The organism is Pseudomonas sp. BF-R-24 (assembly GCF_019947335.1).
In the GTDB taxonomy this organism is placed as follows: Bacteria; Pseudomonadota; Gammaproteobacteria; order Pseudomonadales; family Pseudomonadaceae; genus Aquipseudomonas; species Aquipseudomonas jessenii.
In genome coordinates, this window is sequence record NZ_JAGYGG010000009.1 from 33,099 (window position 1) to 50,921 (window position 17,823).

General features: G+C 60.4%; 15 protein-coding genes. 6 read left to right on the plus strand and 9 right to left on the minus strand.

Annotated features, from left to right (window positions below; translation table 11 throughout):
• Positions 1-131: 131 nt before the first annotated feature.
• The 4 genes from KGA98_RS09650 to KGA98_RS09665 form a co-directional block, all read right to left on the minus strand.
• A complete protein-coding gene (locus KGA98_RS09650; protein ID WP_223502187.1) occupies positions 132-845 on the minus strand; it encodes an ATPase in 714 nt (237 codons plus the stop codon).
• A gap of 229 nt (positions 846-1,074) precedes the next feature.
• Complete coding sequence (locus KGA98_RS09655; protein ID WP_223502188.1) at positions 1,075-1,494, minus strand: cupin domain-containing protein; 420 nt, start codon at positions 1,492-1,494, stop codon at positions 1,075-1,077.
• 239 nt (positions 1,495-1,733) lie between these two features.
• Complete coding sequence (locus KGA98_RS09660; RefSeq protein ID WP_218496030.1) at positions 1,734-2,027, minus strand: putative quinol monooxygenase; 294 nt, start codon at positions 2,025-2,027, stop codon at positions 1,734-1,736.
• A gap of 123 nt (positions 2,028-2,150) precedes the next feature.
• Positions 2,151-3,584 (minus strand): PLP-dependent aminotransferase family protein, encoded by a 1,434-nt coding sequence (locus KGA98_RS09665; RefSeq protein ID WP_090455038.1) that lies wholly within the window; start codon positions 3,582-3,584, stop codon positions 2,151-2,153.
• Between the two features lie 204 nt (positions 3,585-3,788).
• On the opposite strand from KGA98_RS09665, the gene KGA98_RS09670 reads away from it, so the two are divergent.
• From KGA98_RS09670 to KGA98_RS09685, 4 genes are all read left to right on the plus strand, one after another.
• On the plus strand, positions 3,789-4,229 hold the full coding sequence (locus tag KGA98_RS09670) for a carboxymuconolactone decarboxylase family protein (RefSeq protein ID WP_057714994.1): 441 nt from the start codon (positions 3,789-3,791) through the stop codon (positions 4,227-4,229).
• A gap of 73 nt (positions 4,230-4,302) precedes the next feature.
• Positions 4,303-5,283, plus strand: coding sequence for a LysR family transcriptional regulator (locus tag KGA98_RS09675; protein ID WP_223502189.1), 981 nt, complete (start codon positions 4,303-4,305; stop codon positions 5,281-5,283).
• A gap of 173 nt (positions 5,284-5,456) precedes the next feature.
• The gene (locus KGA98_RS09680) at positions 5,457-5,978 is read left to right on the plus strand and encodes a GNAT family N-acetyltransferase (protein ID WP_223502190.1); all 522 of its coding nucleotides are present in this window, start codon (positions 5,457-5,459) and stop codon (positions 5,976-5,978) included.
• Between the two features lie 145 nt (positions 5,979-6,123).
• Positions 6,124-6,618, plus strand: a complete 495-nt coding sequence (locus tag KGA98_RS09685) for a hypothetical protein (protein WP_154908955.1) — start codon at positions 6,124-6,126, stop codon at positions 6,616-6,618.
• A 57-nt stretch (positions 6,619-6,675) separates the two neighbouring features.
• Here the strand turns inward: KGA98_RS09685 and KGA98_RS09690 are convergent, their stop codons facing one another.
• Both KGA98_RS09690 and ccoN read right to left on the minus strand, forming a co-directional pair.
• Positions 6,676-6,897 (minus strand): cbb3-type cytochrome c oxidase subunit 3, encoded by a 222-nt coding sequence (locus KGA98_RS09690; RefSeq protein ID WP_150813829.1) that lies wholly within the window; start codon positions 6,895-6,897, stop codon positions 6,676-6,678.
• Positions 6,897-8,324: a cytochrome-c oxidase, cbb3-type subunit I gene (gene ccoN / locus KGA98_RS09695; protein WP_090455042.1), complete on the minus strand. Its 1,428-nt coding sequence runs from the start codon at positions 8,322-8,324 to the stop codon at positions 6,897-6,899. Before ccoN ends, KGA98_RS09690 begins: the two co-directional genes overlap by 1 nt.
• Before the next feature lie 359 nt (positions 8,325-8,683).
• Here ccoN and KGA98_RS09700 point away from each other — a divergent pair, with 359 nt between their 5' ends.
• On the plus strand, positions 8,684-10,357 hold the full coding sequence (locus KGA98_RS09700) for a nitrite/sulfite reductase (RefSeq protein ID WP_057714988.1): 1,674 nt from the start codon (positions 8,684-8,686) through the stop codon (positions 10,355-10,357).
• On the plus strand, positions 10,354-10,833 hold the full coding sequence (locus tag KGA98_RS09705; protein WP_223502191.1) for a DUF934 domain-containing protein: 480 nt from the start codon (positions 10,354-10,356) through the stop codon (positions 10,831-10,833). Before KGA98_RS09700 ends, KGA98_RS09705 begins: the two co-directional genes overlap by 4 nt.
• 121 nt (positions 10,834-10,954) lie before the next feature.
• On the opposite strand, the gene KGA98_RS09710 is transcribed toward KGA98_RS09705, so the two are convergent.
• The 3 genes from KGA98_RS09710 to KGA98_RS09720 all read right to left on the minus strand — a co-directional run bounded on the left by KGA98_RS09710 (position 10,955) and on the right by KGA98_RS09720 (position 17,823).
• Positions 10,955-13,315 carry a tetratricopeptide repeat protein gene (locus KGA98_RS09710; protein ID WP_223502192.1) on the minus strand — a complete coding sequence of 787 codons (2,361 nt, stop codon included), beginning with the start codon at positions 13,313-13,315 and terminating at the stop codon, positions 10,955-10,957.
• Positions 13,316-13,539: 224 nt separating this feature from the next.
• Complete coding sequence (locus KGA98_RS09715) at positions 13,540-16,053, minus strand: fused MFS/spermidine synthase (RefSeq protein ID WP_223502193.1); 2,514 nt, start codon at positions 16,051-16,053, stop codon at positions 13,540-13,542.
• 189 nt (positions 16,054-16,242) lie between these two features.
• Positions 16,243-17,823, minus strand: coding sequence for an arylsulfatase (locus KGA98_RS09720; RefSeq protein ID WP_223502194.1), 1,581 nt, complete (start codon positions 17,821-17,823; stop codon positions 16,243-16,245).

The following is a 17,823-nucleotide window of genomic DNA, read 5'->3' on the forward strand; positions in this document are numbered from 1 at the left end:
CTGTAGAAAATGGTAGTTGGCGCTGTAGCGCGGATTGGAAGATACCGTTATTTAAAAATCATCGTTTTGATTAATTGTGAGCAAACCCTTCCTGTACTGGTCGAGGTTTGCTCACACTATCTGTCACAGTCTTAATGCAATTTCTGCTCTGGGGTTTGGTCGATCATCGAGACGTTACTTGTCGGATTAGTCAATAAATTGCTGAGCGACTGGTCAAACTTCTGCAATGCCCTTACTTGCACATTTTGTTGCTCGTTGATATCGGCAACTATCTCTTCACTGCGTTTATAGTCCGCCCATACCGGGCTGAGCGCTCTGGCGTCATAACCTTGTGCGGTGCCAATGTAGTTGAAGTGCCTGTCATAGAAATCGGCACTGACTTTGGACTCGACGTCCGAACTGCGCGAGGTGATCAATTGGCTGCGGCTGTCGACAATGGCTACCATATCCGGTTTCGCCGCCTTGAGGCTCTGCATGTCCGGGTACACGGTGACCGATCCGAATTGCCGTTGAAGGGAGGCCTTGACCCAATCCACCGCGAGGTCGGGTCTGGAGGTGGCGACATAGGCGTCGTGGATCTCCCGTACCAGCAGACTCTGGCCGAAACCCGTGCCGGCATTGGCCTGGTAATCCTGTAGATAGGCACGGTTAGCCTGGGTGTTTTGGCTGTACACCACGCCCAGGGCCACATTGCTGCCGTTGGGAATACGAGTCGCGTTGCTGCGGCCCACCGGTTCGGTGAACACACTTTCCAGCGAAGGCCCCGCAGAGGGTGCGGTGGGAACCGAGCAGCCAGCCAAAAGCGCAGCTGATAGGGTAAGCGTACTGACAAATGCAAGTTTCATTGTGTTACTCCAGTGAAACAACATCAGTAAGGAAGTTGGAAATGCCGCAAGTGTTCGGCAGTTGCTCCAGACTAAACCGCAAAGTGAAGAATGAAATAGCCAATTGCGTGCTTATTGGCTGGCCCATAGTTTTGTTTGGTTTAAACAAGTCGGGTTAATTGCCCCGGGAATTAAAAAACGCCCGAATAGCGAATTTGGGCGTGTTTATTTATGGCTATTCGATCAGCGATCAGTTTTTCAGGGGGACCAGCACCTGTTCGTCCGGCGACAACACCATGAACACCAGCAACTTGGCAGGCTCGGTAACGCTGGCGTTTTTCGATACCAGATGCTCGGAGCCGGCTGCTTCGTACCAGTATTCGCCCGCCTTGTACGTCACGGCTTTCTCGCCTTTCACGTGAGAGGTGACAGACCCTGAAAGGACGTAGGCCATGGCTGTACCGTCGTGCTTGTGGGCAATGGACGATTGGCCGGGCTTGTAGTCGACTTCGATCATCAGTGCTTTTTTGCCCGGCACGTTTTTCAGCATGTGGTCCTGCAATACCGTGACTTTTTCCGAGGGGTCACCGGCTTCATGGGCGAATGCCGGGGCACCGACGGCCAGGGTCAGGGCAACAAGGGGAGCGGCACAGAAGCGCAAAACGTTCATGGTTCATTACCTGCGTTGGATAAGTGGTCAGGAACCAATCTAGTCCGCCGCGAGGGGCAATCAAACAGCCAATATTCGGGAAGGCCAGGGGACCAATGTCTGGGCAGCTCGCTCCAGCGGGGGGTAATTCTGTAGGAGCGAGCTTGCTCGCGATGGATTCAGATTCGCCGCGTTTAACCAGGAAGCACGCGTTATCGTTGACGACCATCGCGAGCGAGCTCGCTCCTACAAGGGGGGGCCTAGCGGATCGGAAAGCTGTTGAAGTCGACGGAGTTGGCCAGTTGGCAATCGATCAGGTCGATGAAACCCTGGACTTGCGGGCTGTTGAAATGCGATCGCATGGCCTCTTCCGATTGCCAGTGGGCGCTGACGGTCCAGCGATTGGTGTCCTCGGGGCAGCGGTCGACCATATAGGATTCGCACCCGGGAAGTTCACGCAGGGTTTCGACAATCTTTTGCAGTTGCTTACCCAGTTCATCCGAGCGCCCGGCGGCGGCTTGTACCTGTACGGTATTGATCACTTCATGGGACATTGCTCACACTCCTGAATCAGGCCGGACGAATCCTGCTCATTGAGGGATAACGCCTATGCAGGATAGGCCCGGCCCCCGGGACCGCCAATAGCCAATAGCCGGATAAAACCGCAGGCCAATCCGTCAAGCCACTTGCTGCAGGATGTCGCGCAAACGGTCCAGGGCGATGTCGATGTCGAGGGTTTCGATGGCGCCAAAACCGAAAAAAAGCCCGGCCCTGGGCGTTTCCTGATAGAAAAAGCTGTCGATGGCATATAGCCCGACTTCGACTTTTTTCGCCAGTTCGATCACCAATGGAATATCCATCGGCACTTTGCACATCACCACCATGTGGAAGCCGGCAGTGGACGGTACCGCCTCCAGCCAGGGCGAAAGATCGCCCGCCATGCGCGCCAGGATCCGCTCGCGGCGCCCGGCATAGATCGTATGGCAGCGCCGGATGTGCTTGAGCAGGCAACCTTCGGCGATGAACTTGGCCAGCGCCCATTGCGGCAGGGTCGAGGTGTGCAGGTCGGTGAGCTGCTTGGCGCGCACCACGGCCTCGAGGATCGCCGGCGGCAGGATCCCGTAGCCGAGCCGCAGTTCCGGTAACAGGGTTTTGGAGAACGTCCCGACGTACGCGACGATTCCCCGTTCATCCATGCTTTGCAGGGAATCGGTGGGGCGGCCTTCATAGCGGAACTCGCTGTCGTAGTCGTCCTCGATGATGATCGCACCCAACTCATGGGCCTTGGCCAGCAGTGCTTCCCTGCGCGCCTGACTCATCGGCATGCCCAGCGGGAACTGGTGCGAGGGGGTGACGTAGATCAGGCGCGTGCCGCGAGGAATCTGGTCCACCACAATGCCTTCGGCGTCCACCGGTACGCCAATGACCGTGGCGCCATGGGTGCCGAACAGCAGGCGCGCCGGCGGGTAGCCGGGGTCTTCCATGGCCACCAGGCTGCCCGGACTGATCAGCACCCGGGCAATCAGGTCCAGCGCCTGCTGCGCGCCGTTGCACACCACCACATCCTCATCCTGACAATTGACCCCGCGGGAGAACGCGATGTGCTGCGCAATGGCGTTACGTAGCGCCGGCAAGCCCTCGGGCTGGCTGTATAAGCCCTTGGAACCGGCAATCTGGCGCATTGCATGAGAGGTGCAGCGCCGCCAGTCATCCTGGGGAAACTGGCCCTTGCTGGTGGCGCCACCAATGAAGTCGTAGCGCAGCGAGCCTTCCAGGGTCGGATGACGCAGAAACACCGGCAGGTTGCGCCAGTACTCGATCACCTCGAAGCCGCCGAGTTCGGTGTGGTTCTGTTTACGCTGCACCTTCGACGAGCGCGCGTTGACATAGGTGCCTTTGCCGACCACCCCGGTGAGGAAGTTTTCGTAAGTCAGTTGGGCGTAGGTGTCGGAAATGGTCTTGCGCGAAATACCCAGTTGTTCGGCCAGCAAGCGGCTGGGGGGCAGTTGTGTCCCGGCGGTCAGGCGACCGGACTCGATAGCGCTGCGCAGTTGGTTGTACAGCTGGCCGGCCAGGTCCTTGCGACCGTTGATGACAACATGTAGTTCCATACCGGCGAGGCTCCGGGGCTGTTGGGCGCGTGTGCGTCGCGCAAGATTACTCTTATCCGCTTGTGGTACAGAAGTTGTGCAGTGGAAAAACCGTCAATTGGTCTGGCGACGGTGGTCCCCGGGGAAATCGCCTGATTGGAACTGTCATGCCCCCGCGCCAGCGACTACCGTGAAGATCACATCACGCCTGCACGAGATCGCCCCATGAACCCCCGCCTGGATTACTACAGCGCGTCGCCCAAAGCGATGAAAGCCATGATCGCCATGGAGGCCCTGGCCAGCAGCCTGAGTATCGAGCAGGGCCTGCTGCACCTGATCAAGATTCGTGCTTCGCAGCTCAATGGCTGTGCCTTTTGCACCGATATGCACTCGGTGGATGCACGGCGCCTGGGCGAAAGCGACCGGCGTCTGTATTCCATTGTGGTCTGGCGCGACAGCAACTTTTTCAATCCTCGGGAAAGAGCCGCGCTGGCCTGGACCGAGGCGGTCACCTTGCTCTCCGAAAGCCATGTGCCGGACGATGTCTACGCGCAAGCCAGGGAGCAGTTCAGTGAAAGCGAAATGGTCGACCTGACCATTGCCGTTACCACCATCAACAGCTGGAATCGCCTGGCCGTGAGCTTTCGGCAGACACCCAGCGCCTGAGTCATTGTCACAGCAGGTTCATGAACGATCCGCAGGATGCACCTGTCAGTGTCAGATCGACAGGGAGTCCTCGATGTCATTCATGGAAGCCAGCGCCCACCAGGGGGCTGCGGAATATCGTGTAGCTATTGATAAAAATGCGTCCTGGCGCCAGCTGGCGGCGGCTATCGACCCCGAACTGGCGCTGTGTTTCACCGTCAGCGCCCGTTGCGGTTGCTTCATGCAGGCCGCCCGCAGTCTCAACATCAAGACCACCCGCCTGCGCAGGCAACTGGTGCTGCTGGAAACGCAGCTCCAATGTTCGCTGTTCAACCATTGCGACAATGGTTTGAGCCTCAGCCGCGATGGCTTGCGCTTGCACGCACAATTGATCGCCCTGGCCCATGAGCGCGGTTTGCCGGTGGTCGAGCAGCCGTTGATTCGCCTGGCCGTGGCGGATTCGATCCTGCATGACATTCTCGGACGTGACCTGGTTGCACTGCTGCGGCGCAACGCCAGCGTTCGGCTGGAGATCATGACGCTCGACAGCGAGTTGGCCTTGCAGGCAGTCAGCGCCGACGTGGTGGTGTGGCTGGGCGAGACCGGATCGCCGTTGCCGGGACCGAGCTTTGCCACCACCGAACCCCGGCGCCTGGCGCAACTCGATTACCTGCCGCACATTGCCAAGCGCTACTCGCGGGTTGCCTCCAGGCCGGAATGCCTGGATGACCTGGCCGATTTTCTCCTGGTGCAATGGCGGCAGGACGGCCAGGTTGAGAGCTTCCGGCCATGGAATACGCTGGTGGATCAGCGCCCGGCCGGGGTGGTGCAACTGCAATCCCGGGAGCTGATGCTGGAGATGATCCGTTGCAGTGCCGGCATCGGCCTGCTGCCGCACTACATGAGCCACTTCGACCGCGGGCTGATTGCCCTACCGGGCCTGTTTGACCAGCCTATGCGGCGTCAGGTGTGGATGGCGGTCAATGCTGATTCCGGGGACGACGAGCAGGTACGGATGATCGTCGAATTGATCGAAAACACTTTCAGCGAGCGCCGGGAGTGGTTCGAAAGCTGAGCATGATTAAAATGTGGGAGCGGGCTTGCTCGCCAAGGCGCCATCACATTCAACATTGAAGGCGACTGGTCAACCGCATTCGCGAGCAAGCCCGCTCCCACATTGGTTCTCGCCACACGCGAAGGTCGCGTTGTAGAGTGAACGGCCATGTCTGCTTCAAGGATGATTCACCCATGCCAGCCACCGACCCCGTCATTACCCTCGAACGCTTCAACGAATCCCATATCGAAGGCGTTGCGGCGCTGTACAACGACCCGGCCATCGCCCGTCAAACCCTGCAAATGCCGTTTCAGTCCACCGAACTCTGGCGCAGTCGCCTGGCGCTGGATAACGAACGCTTGGTGAAAGTGGTGGCCCTGCATCAAGGCACGGTCATCGGCAACATTGGCCTGGAGCAGTTCTCACGCATTCGTCGCAGCCATGCCGGCAGTTTCGGCATGGGCGTTGCGGTGGCGTGGCAGGGCAAGGGGGTGGGCTCGAAGCTGCTCGCAACGGCGCTGGATATCGCCGACAACTGGATGAATCTGCAGCGCATCGAGCTTTCGGTGTATGCCGACAACGAAGCGGCCATTTCCCTGTACCGCAAGTTCGGCTTCGAAACCGAAGGCCTGTTCCGTGACTACGCCGTGCGTGACGGTGTGCTGGTGGACACCTTGAGCATGGCGCGCCTGCGCCGCACGCCCAAGGCCGGCTGAGTCAGTCGCCCAGGGCGAAAGCCACCGCCTCCTGCACATTCGGTCCGGCGGTGGCAGTACCGCTCACGCTTTTACTCGTACGCCCGCCACGCGCATCTGCCATGCTTAATATCCGCAACACCGCTTCAACCAAAGGAACACCGCTATGGACGATGTACAGCAACTGGGCGAAATGCTTCGCCACTACGCCGAAAGCGAAGCGCACAAAAAGCAAGTGTTCGAGTCGCAATCGGCCGAGTGGGCGAAGCGCATTGGTGCGCTGTTCGATCAGATCCAGCAGTGGCTGGAACCGGTCAAGGCACCTGACCTGCTCGAAGTGAACCGCGAAGTGTACGTCGCGTCGGGGCCGAGTGTTCTGGTGGAGAGCTCTCCGTTCAAGACCGAAAAGCTGAGCATTCTGATCGCTGGCAAACCGGTGGAATTCGTGCCGGAGGTGATGGGTGTCGGCGGGCAGATTTCCGTGGCGGTGATGGGCTTTACAGCAGCACGTTATGGCAGCGTGTCACTGGTGTGCCTGCCGCCATCCACTGGCTGGCAGTGGCGCAAGACCAATGGCTTGAAAGACCCGGACACTTTTGAGTTCGATGCAAACTTCCTGGCGCAACAACTGCAAAGCCTGATTCCCCGGGAGCGTGCCTGAAATCTCGACATACAACCCTGTGGGAGCGAGCTTGCTCCCACAGTAATCGGTGCCACATCAGATATCGAGGGTTTCCCAATCCGGGTTCGCCTCTTGCGGCGGCAGTGTTCTAACGGTTTTTCCGGTCGCCAATTCCACCCGCCGCGCCACTTCCGGGTCATCCGCAAACGGGATCAGGCTTGCATCGTCCAGGCTCTCGGCGGTCTGGTGGCGCAGACAATACTCGACGGCGAACCACAAAAATGCCACACCCAGAATGTTCAATATGACTTCAATCATCAGGCAAACCGCGCCTCGCGTTCGGCCATCGCCACGTCCGTTACCCGCACCGTGCGCCACACGTTGTAGGCCATCAGCAGCATACCGCTGAGGAAGAACACCCCGCCGGCAAAGCGCACGACGAATCCCGGATGGCTTGCCTGCAGGGCTTCGACGAAGGAGTACGTCAGCGTGCCGTCATCGTTGATCGCGCGCCACATCAGGCCCTGAGTGATGCCGTTGACCCACATCGAGGCGATGTACAGCACGGTGCCGATGGTCGCCAGCCAAAAGTGCAGGTTGATCAGCGGCGTGCTGTGCATCTGATCGCGCCCGAATACCTTCGGCACCATGTGATAGGTCGCACCGAAGGTAATCATCGCCACCCAGCCCAGCGCCCCGGCGTGCACGTGGCCGATGGTCCAGTCGGTATAGTGGGAGAGGGCGTTGACCGTCTTGATCGCCATCATCGGCCCCTCGAAGGTCGACATGCCGTAGAAGGCCAGGGACAACACCAGGAAACGCAGGATCGGGTCGGTACGCAACTTATGCCAGGCACCGGACAGGGTCATCATGCCATTGATCATTCCGCCCCAACTCGGCGCCAGCAGGATCAGCGACATGGCCATGCCCAGCGACTGCGCCCAGTCCGGCAGCGCGGTGTAGTGCAAGTGGTGCGGGCCGGCCCAGATGTACAGGGTGATCAGCGCCCAGAAGTGCACAATCGACAGGCGATAGGAATACACCGGCCGGCCCGCCTGTTTCGGCACGAAGTAATACATCATCCCCAGGAAACCGGTGGTCAGGAAAAAGCCCACGGCGTTGTGCCCGTACCACCATTGCACCATGGCGTCGGTGGCCCCGGAATACACCGGATAGGACTTGAACCAGTCGACTGGAATCGACAGGTGATTGACCACGTGCAGCATGGCGATGACCACGATGAATGCACCGAAAAACCAGTTGCCGACGTAGATGTGTCTGGTCTTGCGTTGCACTACGGTAGTGAAGAACACCACGGCGTATGCAACCCAGACCACGGTCATCCACACCGCGCCGGTGAATTCGATTTCGGCGTATTCCTTGGTGGTGGTGTAGCCCAGCGGCAGGGTGATCAGCATCACCACAATCACCGACTGCCAGCCCCAGAACGTGAAGGCAGCGAGTGTGTCCGAGAACAGCCGCACCTGGCAGGTACGTTGCACCGCGTAATAGCTGGCGGCGAATTGCGCGCTGCCGGCGAAACCGAAAATCACCAGGCTGGTGTGCAGCGGGCGCAAGCGGCCGAAGGTGGTCCACGGCAGGTCCAGGTTCATCTGCGGCCACACCAGTTGCGAGGCGATCCACACGCCCATCGCCATCCCCACGATGCCCCAGATTACGGTCGCCACGATGAATTGGCGGACGACCTTGTAGTTATAGGCCTGTCCGATAGTTGTTGTGCTCATGGTCAATGCTTCCACGGTTGCAAAGTCGTGCACTGTAAAAACACCGGTAAAAACAAAACAGACTCAGGAAAAACTCATTTGTGCGGATCAGATTTTTCGGCACTCCTGTGGCGGTCCAGCGTGATCTGATACGGTTTCTTAGAGTTCAAGTGAATCTGTAACGTACTGCGCCGCAAGCTCATAGTCGTTACCTCGAAACGAGCCGCAGAGCCCGACTTGCGCCCCCTGTAGGAGCGAGCTTGCTCGCGATGGACGTCAACGAAAACGCGAACCTCCTGGATAAACGCGTCGCCTTTGACTCCATCGCGAGCAAGCTCGCTCCTACAGGGTTCTGTGCCTAATTCTGATGAGGTAGCCAGATGTATCAGTACGACGACTACGACCGGGCACTGGTGCTCGAACGAGTTGCGCAGTTTCGTGATCAGGTCGAGCGCTTTCTGGCCGGTGAGCTGAACGAAGAAGAGTTCCTGCCATTGCGCCTGCAGAACGGCCTGTACATGCAAAAACACGCCTACATGCTGCGGGTGGCGATTCCCTACGGCACGCTGAGTGCCCGGCAGATGCGTACGTTGGCGAGCATCGCCAGGGATTACGATCGCGGTTACGGCCATTTCACCACCCGGCAGAACATGCAGTTCAACTGGATCGAACTGGCCCAGGTACCTTCGATCCTCGAACGCCTGGCCGAGGTGGAAATGCATGCGATCCAGACCTCCGGCAACTGTGTGCGCAACATCACCACCGAAGCCTTTGCCGGGGTTGCGGCCGACGAAATGATTGACCCGCGACCGTTGGCGGAAATTCTGCGCCAGTGGTCGACCATCAACCCGGAATTCCTGTTCCTGCCGCGCAAGTTCAAGATCGCCATCTGCTCGGCCGAGCAGGACCGCGCGGCGATCATGATGCATGACATCGGCCTTTATCTTTACCCAGGCTCCGAAGGACACATGCTCCTGCGAGTCATGGTGGGCGGCGGTCTTGGGCGCACGCCGATCCTCGGCGTGCAGATCCGCGAAGGCTTGCCGTGGCAGCACCTGCTGTCTTACGTAGAGGCGGTGCTGCGGGTGTATAACCGCCATGGCCGGCGGGACAACAAGTACAAGGCGCGAATCAAGATTCTGGTCAAAGCCCTGGGCATCGAGGCCTTCGCCCGGGAAGTGGAAGAAGAGTGGCAGTTCCTCAAGGACGGCCCGGCGCAACTGACCCTTGACGAGTTCGAGCGGGTGGCCAGTGCGTTCGTCGCACCGCCCTATCGTGATCTGTCCGACACCAGTCTCGATTTCGGCACGCACCTGGCCGAAAACCCGGCGTTCGCTCGTTGGGTGCAGCGTAACGTGCAGCCGCACAAAATATCGGGCTATGCCAGCGTGGTGTTGTCGACCAAGCCCGGCAGCGCTGCGCCACCGGGCGATGTCACCACCGAGCAGATGGAGGCGGTGGCCGAGTGGTCCGAGCGCTTTGGCTTCGGTGAAATCCGCATTGCCCATGAGCAGAATATCGTCCTTCCGGACGTGTCCAAGGCCGATCTGTTCACCCTGTGGCGCCTGGCCTGCGGACACAATCTGGGCAGCGCCAACGCCGGATTGCTCACCGACATCATCGCCTGCCCCGGTGGCGACTTCTGCGCGCTGGCCAACGCCAAGTCGATCCCCATCGCCAAGGCTATTGCCGCACGCTTCGAAGACCTCGACTACCTGCACGACCTGGGCGATATCAGCCTCAATATTTCCGGCTGCATGAATGCCTGCGGTCACCATCACATCGGCAACATCGGCATTCTGGGGGTCGATAAGAACGGCACCGAGTGGTACCAGATCACCCTCGGCGGCGCCCAGGGCAAGAACAGTGCGTTGGGCAAGGTCATTGGCCCGTCCTTCAGCTCCGCCGAAGTGCCCGAGGTGATCGAGCGCATCATCGACACCTTCGTGCGTTATCGCGAGAGCGAAGAACTGTTTGTTGACGCCTTCCAACGGATCGGGCTAGAGCCGTTCAAGGAGGCGGTCTATGCGAAAGTGCTGGAGGTGTCGGCATGAACAATCTGTTGCGGCTGGAAGCGGGCGTAGCGCGGATTGTCGCGGATGATCCGTGGAAGCTCGTGCGCGACCCGCAAGCACCGCTGTCAGTGGGTGCAACGATTGTGCCGCTGAGCCGTTGGCTGGAAAACCCGTCGCAAAACGGCGTGTGGCTGGGGCCGGACGATGAAGTGGAAAGCCTTCAGCCATGGTTTACCCAACTGCCCTTGATCGCCCTGGATTTTCCGAGCTTTCGCGATGGCCGCGGGTACAGCCAGGCGTATCTGCTGCGTGTGCGATTGGGTTGGGCCGGCGAGTTGCGCGCCATCGGCGATGTCTTGCGCGATCAACTCAGCCACATGCGCCAATGCGGTTTCGACAGCTTTGCCGTGCGTGAAGACAAATCCGCAGAAGATGCATTGAAGGGATTGGCGGGGATGAGCGTGTTGTACGGGCGTTCGGTGATTGAGCCGCGGCCGTTGTTCAGGCGCCGCTGAATTCGGTCCCTGCAGGAGCGAGCTTGCTCGCGATGGACGCCAACGAAAACGCGATTTTTTTGGATGAACGCGTCGCCTGTAACGCCATCGCGAGCAAGCTCGCTCCTACAAGAATCTCCCGTCATTTCAACGCCGGATCCCCCATGTTCATTTTCTTCCAGCCCTGCAACAGCACTTGCGCCTTGGGCTCCTGCCCGTTGTCCAGGTAATACTGGATCAACGACAACCGGGCATTGCGATTGGCAGGCTGCACCTTCAACAGCCGTTCCAGTTCGGCGCACGCCTGGTCAATCTTGCCGCTGTCATGCAGGGCCACTGCCAGCACATAGCCGAACTGCCCGCTCTGGGGATCCAGTTGCGCGGCCTTGCGCAGGTACGGCATGGCTTGAGCGGCCTGGCCCGCACGAATCAGCGCCAGGCCCTGGGTGTGTTGCAGCAGGCCAGAGTCGGGGTGGTCCTTGAGGCTTTGAGCCAGCAGGGCATGGGCTTCCTGACTGCGTCCGTTGGCCTCCAGCCATTGCACCAGGGTGACCAGCGCCGGGTAGAAGTCCGGATCGCGCTGCAGGGCGGTACGCAGCAAAGCTTCGACTTCTGTGCTGCGGCCATCGGCCTGATAGAGCATGGCCAGGTTCAGGTTGGCCTCGGCACGCTCGGCCAGACTTTTTTGCACCGCTTCGTACTCGGCAATGGCGGCATTCCAGGCGTCCTGGGCGCTGCCCAAGCCATTGCGTGCGACGCTGAGCAGGTCCCGGGCGACGGCGATGCGCACAGCCCGCACCGGGTCGCTCAGCAACGGCGTCAGCAATGGCGCGCGCTCCGCAGGCGGCAGGAAGGCACTGACAGCCCGCACCGCGTTCTCGCGGACTTGTGGCGCCGGGTTGCCCAGGTCCCTGGTAGCCAGTTTCAACGCCTGTTCGCTCGGGTACGCCGGCAGTTCGGCCAGCAGCGTCGCGCGCTGAATCGCCGGCAGGTTGCTGCGTTGCAGTTGCTCGAACAACGCCTGCGCGGCGCCGGGCTGGCCGTTGCGAATCAGCCACAGGCTGTCGTCGTAGCGAGGGGCTTGTACCGTGCTGGCATTGGCGGTGTTCCACAGCTTGAACTGCTCGGTGACCTTGTCGCCGGCCTTGCCTTTGTGGCAGGTCAGGCAGGCGTCAGGCGTACCGAGTTTCTTTGCTCGCTCAGGATTGGGAATGCTGAAGCTGTGGTCATGCCGCAAGTCGTTGCCCATGTAGAGCTTGCCGGGCATGTGGCAATCCACGCACTGCGAACCCGGCTGGCCCATGGTGTGGCGAGTGTGTTCGATGGAATCGTAGTTTTTCGCTTGCAGGCCCTTGCCGTCGACGCCTTCCACGGTGGTTCTGCCAGCGGTGTTGTGGCATTGCAGGCAAACGCCGTTGCCGGGTGCCTTCAACTGTGTGCTGTGGGGGTTGTGGCAGTTGCTGCAACGCACGCCCTTGTCGAACATTTTGCTCTGGGCAAAGGAGCCGTGTTCGAACACTTCGTCCTTGATCTTGCCGTCCAGCGCGTACAACTCGCGGGTCAGGACGCTCGGCAGGTAGTCGTCCATCAGCCGTTTGCCGACCGTGTAGCCATCGTCCAGGGGCGCGCGGCGAGAGTGGCAGCGGGCGCAGGTTTCGATTTCGACGGTGGCGTTCTTGTCCTTGAGGTCGACGGCAAAGCCTACGTGGATCAGGTCGGTTTTCTTCGCGGTCCATTCCAGGTGATTGGACGCCGGGCCATGGCAGGCCTGGCAGCCGACACCGAGGCTGTTCCAGTGACTGTCGAAGGTGTTTTTCGCCGCATCGAAGTTGCGCTTGTAACCGGTGGTATGGCACTCGACGCACATGAAGTTGGCGTTCTGGCTCGGCTTGCTCCAGTGCAACGGGTTCTTGAAGGTCACGCCCTGACCCGGATAGAGGTGAAACCAGCGCTGCTTCTCGGTATCCCAGGCCACGCCGAGGGCCTGGAGCCGGCCTTCGCCGACCTCGATCAGGTATTGCTGCAAGGGGGCGATGCCAAAGGTATAGGCGACCTTGAAATCGGCATTCTTGCCATCGATACCCGGCGTGTTGACCCAGAATTCGTCGCCTTTGCGCGAGAACACCGTGGTCTCCTTTTCGGCCTTGAAGGTGACGTTGTTGAAGTCGCCGAGCAGGGTGTCCGCGTTGACTTGCTGCATCGCCAGTTGGTGATGGGAGCCTTGCCAATCCTTGACCTGCTTGCCGTGGCAGCCCTGGCATTGTTGCTCATCGACCATTTTCGCAGGCTCGACAGCGACCGGTTGCGGTTTGGCCGGTTGCACGGCAGGCGCGCTGACGGGGACTGGCTTGAGCGGCGTCGGTGTACTGCTCAGCAAAAACCAGCCAATACCCGCCACAGCCAGCAGCAGGATGCCGATGGTGACAGGGAACAGATAACGCTTGATCAGGGTCGGTTGCGAATCAGGGTTTGGGGTTGCAGCTTTATTTTTATGTTTCGGCATTACGACTTCCATGGTCCAGGTGCGATTGCCTTGCGGCGCGCGATGACGCTCGATGCAGCTTTGCCGGATGGTCGGCGTGTGTCAAATGGCGGATGTTGTGAAGCTGATGCCCCCATCGCGAGCAAGCTCGCTCCCACAGGTCTTGTGTCGTGCACAAATGTTGTGATCGACACCGAACCTGTGGGAGCGGGCTTGCCCGCGAAGGCGATCTGTCAGGCGCCACGTCACTCCCCGACAAACCACCGGTAATACGGATTCCCGGAATCCCCACGCATCACCTCGCGCATATCCCTGGCCCAAGCGTCACGGTTTCCGTCGTACGCATGCAGGCTCGCCCGATAGAACTGCATCAGGCGTTGTTGCTGGGTGTTCATGCGCTCGATGAACCCGGCGTCGGCGTTCAACACGGCTGGCGACTGGTGCAGGGCGAGCAGGGCGGGCAACACGCGGCTGATCTCTTTCGAGCGAACCCAGGGTGCGTACTCGATGTGCGGTTGATCGTCCGTCACCGGTTGCGCATCGCCAGCGAAGCGTTCAAGCCCCTCACGATCAGTCACCCATGTCGCGAGCAATGCTGCGGCCGAACCGACGCCGACATCCTGCAAGGTGCTGCGAACGCTGTCCTGCTGGAAGCGCGCGTTGATCTTTGCTGAATCCAGCTCAATCGGCTCCATCGAACCCACCAGCAGCATCTCGTGGAACTCGCTGGTCCACAGGGTCGCGTACGGGAACACGTCGAGGAAGCTGCGCACCAGTGAGCGCGAGTCGTCGATGTTCTGCGTCGGTAGCGGCAGCCATTGGGCGACCAGGCCTTGTTTGTGCAAACGGCTGGCGGCCAGTTGGTAGAAGTCCCGGGAATACAGGTTGACCACGCCGGCAGCGGAGGGGGGTGGTGGCTCGAGAGTAATCAGGTCGTAGCGCTGCGGATTGCGCAGCAGTTCCTGGCGACCGTCACGCAAGCGCACATCGACCCCCGGATCGGTCGCGGCGTTGAAATTGCCTTTGAACAAGGGGGCTGCCTTGACCACCGAAGGCAGCAGTTCGGCAACCACGCGATGTTCCAGGCCGGGATAGCGGGTCAGGGCGCCCGCGGTGATGCCGGTACCGAACCCGATCACCAGTGCCGAGCGCGGCTCACCGTTGTGGATCAGCAGGGGCAGCAGCGCCTGGATCCGCATGTAGCGCAGGGACGGCATGGCGTCACCGGTATTGGACACGCCCTGAATGTACAAACGCTGGAATGCCCTTTCTCCCTTGCCCTGGGTGACCACGGCGACGGTGCCGCCACGGCCTTCTTCGTAGAACGTCAGCGTGCCATTGCGCGCGCCCGGCAGCAGGCTGGCGAGCTTGCTGACCGGCGTGAACACGGCGAGCGCCAGGGACACCAGGCCAATGGCAACCACCGCCTGACGCCGGCCTTTCTTCACACCATGGCCCTTGCGCACGGCGAGGTACGCGATACCGGCGGCAATCAGCGCCAGCAGGCCCAGGGTCCGTACCAGACCCAGCATCGGGATCAGGACAAAGCCGCAGAGCATCACGCCGACAATCCCGCCAAGGGTGTTGAACGCGACGACTTCGCCGACATGGCGCCCCACCTGTTCGCCGCCGACGCTCAAGCGCAGGGCCAAGGGGAACGCAGCTCCCAGCAACAGGGTCGGCACAAACACGATGCTCAAGGCAGCCACCGCAAACCGCGTGCTCATGCCAGCCAGTTCACTGCCGCCCAATGACAATACCCAGGATTCGGCCAGGGTCTGGGCGAGCACCAGCCAGCGTCCGAGCAACGCCACTTCCAGCAAGGCAATCGCGCCGGCTGCGGCAATCAGCACGCCGAACACTCCCCAGGGATCGCGCAGGCGATCGACCCGACGGGCCAGCAGCATGCTGCCCAGGAACAAGCCGGTGAGGTAAGTCGCCAGCACCACGGCAAAGGCGTAGGTGCGGGTGCTCATGAATTGCACGATCGATTGTGACCACACCACTTCGTAGCCCAGGGCTACGCCACCGGCAATGGAGTACAGCCACAGGGCCAGGCGGTCGGGGGCTTTTTCAGTGTGATGTTTCACCGGGGCATCGACGGGTACCCCGCGCTGGCGCTGGAACCACAAGGCCCCTGCGGCGGCCAGCAGGTTCAGCATGGCGGCGGCCAGCGCGCTGCCGCGCACACCGAGGGTGGCAATCAGCACGAACGCGGCGAGCAGGGTGCCGGCGATGGCTCCGGCGGTGTTCGCCGCATACAGCTGCCCGCCGGCCTTGCCCAGGTGTTGCGGGTCAGTGGCCAGGGAGCGAACCAGCACCGGCAGGGTGCCGCCCATCAACAGGGCAGGAATACCCACCAGCGCGAACGGCAGCACCCAGGCCAGCAAGCCCACGTGTGCTTCCAGCCAGGCAAACGGGCTGGCCGCCAGGCTCATGGCAAAGGTCGCAGCGACACCGAGCACGGCCACCAGCACTTCCAGCCCGGCGTACAGCACAACCGGTTGCTGCATCCGGTCCGCCCAGCGCCCGAACAGCAAGCCACCCAGGGCCAACCCGGCAAAGAACGCGCTGATCCCGGTGGTGATGGCATAGACCTCGACGCCTACGACCAACGACAACTGCTTGATCCACAGTACCTGATACACCAGCGCCGCGGCGCCGGAGACAAACAGCAGCAGGGCGGGGATCAACAGCGCCGGGGAGGCGACTTGCGGGGCAGGTATGGCCGACGATTTGCTGGCGACACGTGAGGTCATTGCGGATTGCCTTTGCAATTCAAGAAAACTGCGACTGTGCGGGCCTCATCGCGGGCATGCCCACTCCCACACTGGATCTTCGGTACGACAAAATCCCTGTGGGAGCGGGCTTGCCCGCGATTGGGGCCGACGCGGTCCCAAGTCAAAAAAGTCCGCTCGCCGATTAGGGCGAGCGGTGGTCCAGCGGTCTTACTGTGCAGCTTTCATTTTTTCAGCGATTTTGGCATCTACCGCAGCACGGATCTGGTCAATGCTGAAGCTGGCCGGTTTCTGGCTCGGCGGGTATTCAATGAACGTTTGCAGGAATCCGGCAGACTTTTGTACCGCTTGACCGGCCAGGTAGACGTTTTTGGTTTGCCAATCGTAATACTGATCGGAAACCACGTCGGCACGTTCATACGGGTCCATCCGCAGGTTGAAGATCTTCGGTACGCGCAAGCATACGAAGGGTTCGCTCCAGACCTTGAAGCCGCCGGGTGCGCGCTGTTCGCAGAACACGGCTTTCCAGTTGTCGAAACGCATCGACACCAGCACGCCGTCATCGTTGAAGTAGTAGAACTCCTTGCGCTCACCCTTGGGCGCCTGGCCGGTCAGGTACGGCAGTTGGTTGTAACCGTCCAGATGCACCTTGAAGTTGGTGCCGCCGGAAGTCGGTGCCCAACCCTTGAGCAGCTTGGTTTTCACGTCGGCATCGCCAGCGGCGGCCAGCAAGGTCGGGAACCAGTCCATGCCCGAGAACATCTCGTTGGACACCTCACCGGCCTTGATCTTGCCCGGCCAGCGAACGATTGCCGGCACGCGATAGGCACCTTCCCAGTTAGAGTTTTTCTCGTTGCGGAACGGCGTGGTCGCCGCGTCCGGCCAGGAGAACTGGTTCGGCCCGTTGTCGGTGGTGTAGACGACGATGGTGTTGTCGGTGATTTTCAGGTCATCGAGGGTTTTCAGCAGTTTGCCGACGTCACCGTCGTGCTCGATCATGCCATCGGCGTAATCGTTGCCGGGCATGCCGCTCTGACCCTTCATCGACTCGCGCACGTGGGTGAACAAGTGCATGCGTGTGGTGTTCATCCAGACGAAGAACGGCTTGTCCGCCTTGGCCTGCTTCTCGATGAATGCCTGCGCCGCCGCAGTGGTTTCGTCGTCGATGGTTTCCATGCGCTTGGTGGTCAGCGCGCCGGTGTCTTCGATCTTGCCATCGGCGAAGCTGTGGATCACGCCTCGCGGGGTGTTGGCTTTGAGGAACTCGGCATCGTCTTTTGGCCAGTACGGACGCTCAGGTTCTTCTTCGGCGTTAAGGTGGTACAGGTTGCCGAAGAACTCGTCGAAACCATGGTTGGTCGGCAGGTATTCATCCTTGTCGCCCAAGTGGTTCTTGCCGAACTGGCCGGTCGCATAGCCCTGGGACTTCAGCGCCTGGGCAATGGTGATGTCACGCTTTTGCAAACCCACCGGAGCACCCGGGATGCCGACTTTCGACAAGCCGGTACGCAAAGGTGTCTGGCCAGTGATGAACGACGACCGGCCGGCGGTGCAGCTGTTCTCCGCGTAATAGTCGGTGAACATCATGCCTTCTTTGGCGATGCGGTCGATGTTCGGAGTCTTGTAGCCGACCACACCCATGGAATAGGCGCTGATGTTGGTCTGGCCGATATCGTCGCCGAAGATCACGAGAATGTTGGGTTTCTCAGCGGCCCCGGCGGTTGCCGAAAACGCCATGACCGTAGTCGCCACCAAGGCGAGTTTCGGTATCCACTTACGTATGCGAGTCAT

Coding starts and splice junctions, on each gene's coding strand:
- KGA98_RS09705 (WP_223502191.1), top strand. CDS start 10,354: ATGAACAATCTGTTGCGGCTGGAAGCGGGCGTAGCGCGGATTGTCGCG.
- KGA98_RS09685 (WP_154908955.1), top strand. CDS start 6,124: ATGGACGATGTACAGCAACTGGGCGAAATGCTTCGCCACTACGCCGAA.
- KGA98_RS09650 (WP_223502187.1), bottom strand. CDS start 845: ATGAAACTTGCATTTGTCAGTACGCTTACCCTATCAGCTGCGCTTTTG.
- KGA98_RS09690 (WP_150813829.1), bottom strand. CDS start 6,897: ATGATTGAAGTCATATTGAACATTCTGGGTGTGGCATTTTTGTGGTTC.
- KGA98_RS09655 (WP_223502188.1), bottom strand. CDS start 1,494: ATGAACGTTTTGCGCTTCTGTGCCGCTCCCCTTGTTGCCCTGACCCTG.
- KGA98_RS09665 (WP_090455038.1), bottom strand. CDS start 3,584: ATGGAACTACATGTTGTCATCAACGGTCGCAAGGACCTGGCCGGCCAG.
- KGA98_RS09675 (WP_223502189.1), top strand. CDS start 4,303: ATGTCATTCATGGAAGCCAGCGCCCACCAGGGGGCTGCGGAATATCGT.
- KGA98_RS09700 (WP_057714988.1), top strand. CDS start 8,684: ATGTATCAGTACGACGACTACGACCGGGCACTGGTGCTCGAACGAGTT.
- KGA98_RS09710 (WP_223502192.1), bottom strand. CDS start 13,315: ATGCCGAAACATAAAAATAAAGCTGCAACCCCAAACCCTGATTCGCAA.
- ccoN (WP_090455042.1), bottom strand. CDS start 8,324: ATGAGCACAACAACTATCGGACAGGCCTATAACTACAAGGTCGTCCGC.
- KGA98_RS09715 (WP_223502193.1), bottom strand. CDS start 16,053: ATGACCTCACGTGTCGCCAGCAAATCGTCGGCCATACCTGCCCCGCAA.
- KGA98_RS09670 (WP_057714994.1), top strand. CDS start 3,789: ATGAACCCCCGCCTGGATTACTACAGCGCGTCGCCCAAAGCGATGAAA.
- KGA98_RS09660 (WP_218496030.1), bottom strand. CDS start 2,027: ATGTCCCATGAAGTGATCAATACCGTACAGGTACAAGCCGCCGCCGGG.
- KGA98_RS09720 (WP_223502194.1), bottom strand. CDS start 17,823: ATGACTCGCATACGTAAGTGGATACCGAAACTCGCCTTGGTGGCGACT.
- KGA98_RS09680 (WP_223502190.1), top strand. CDS start 5,457: ATGCCAGCCACCGACCCCGTCATTACCCTCGAACGCTTCAACGAATCC.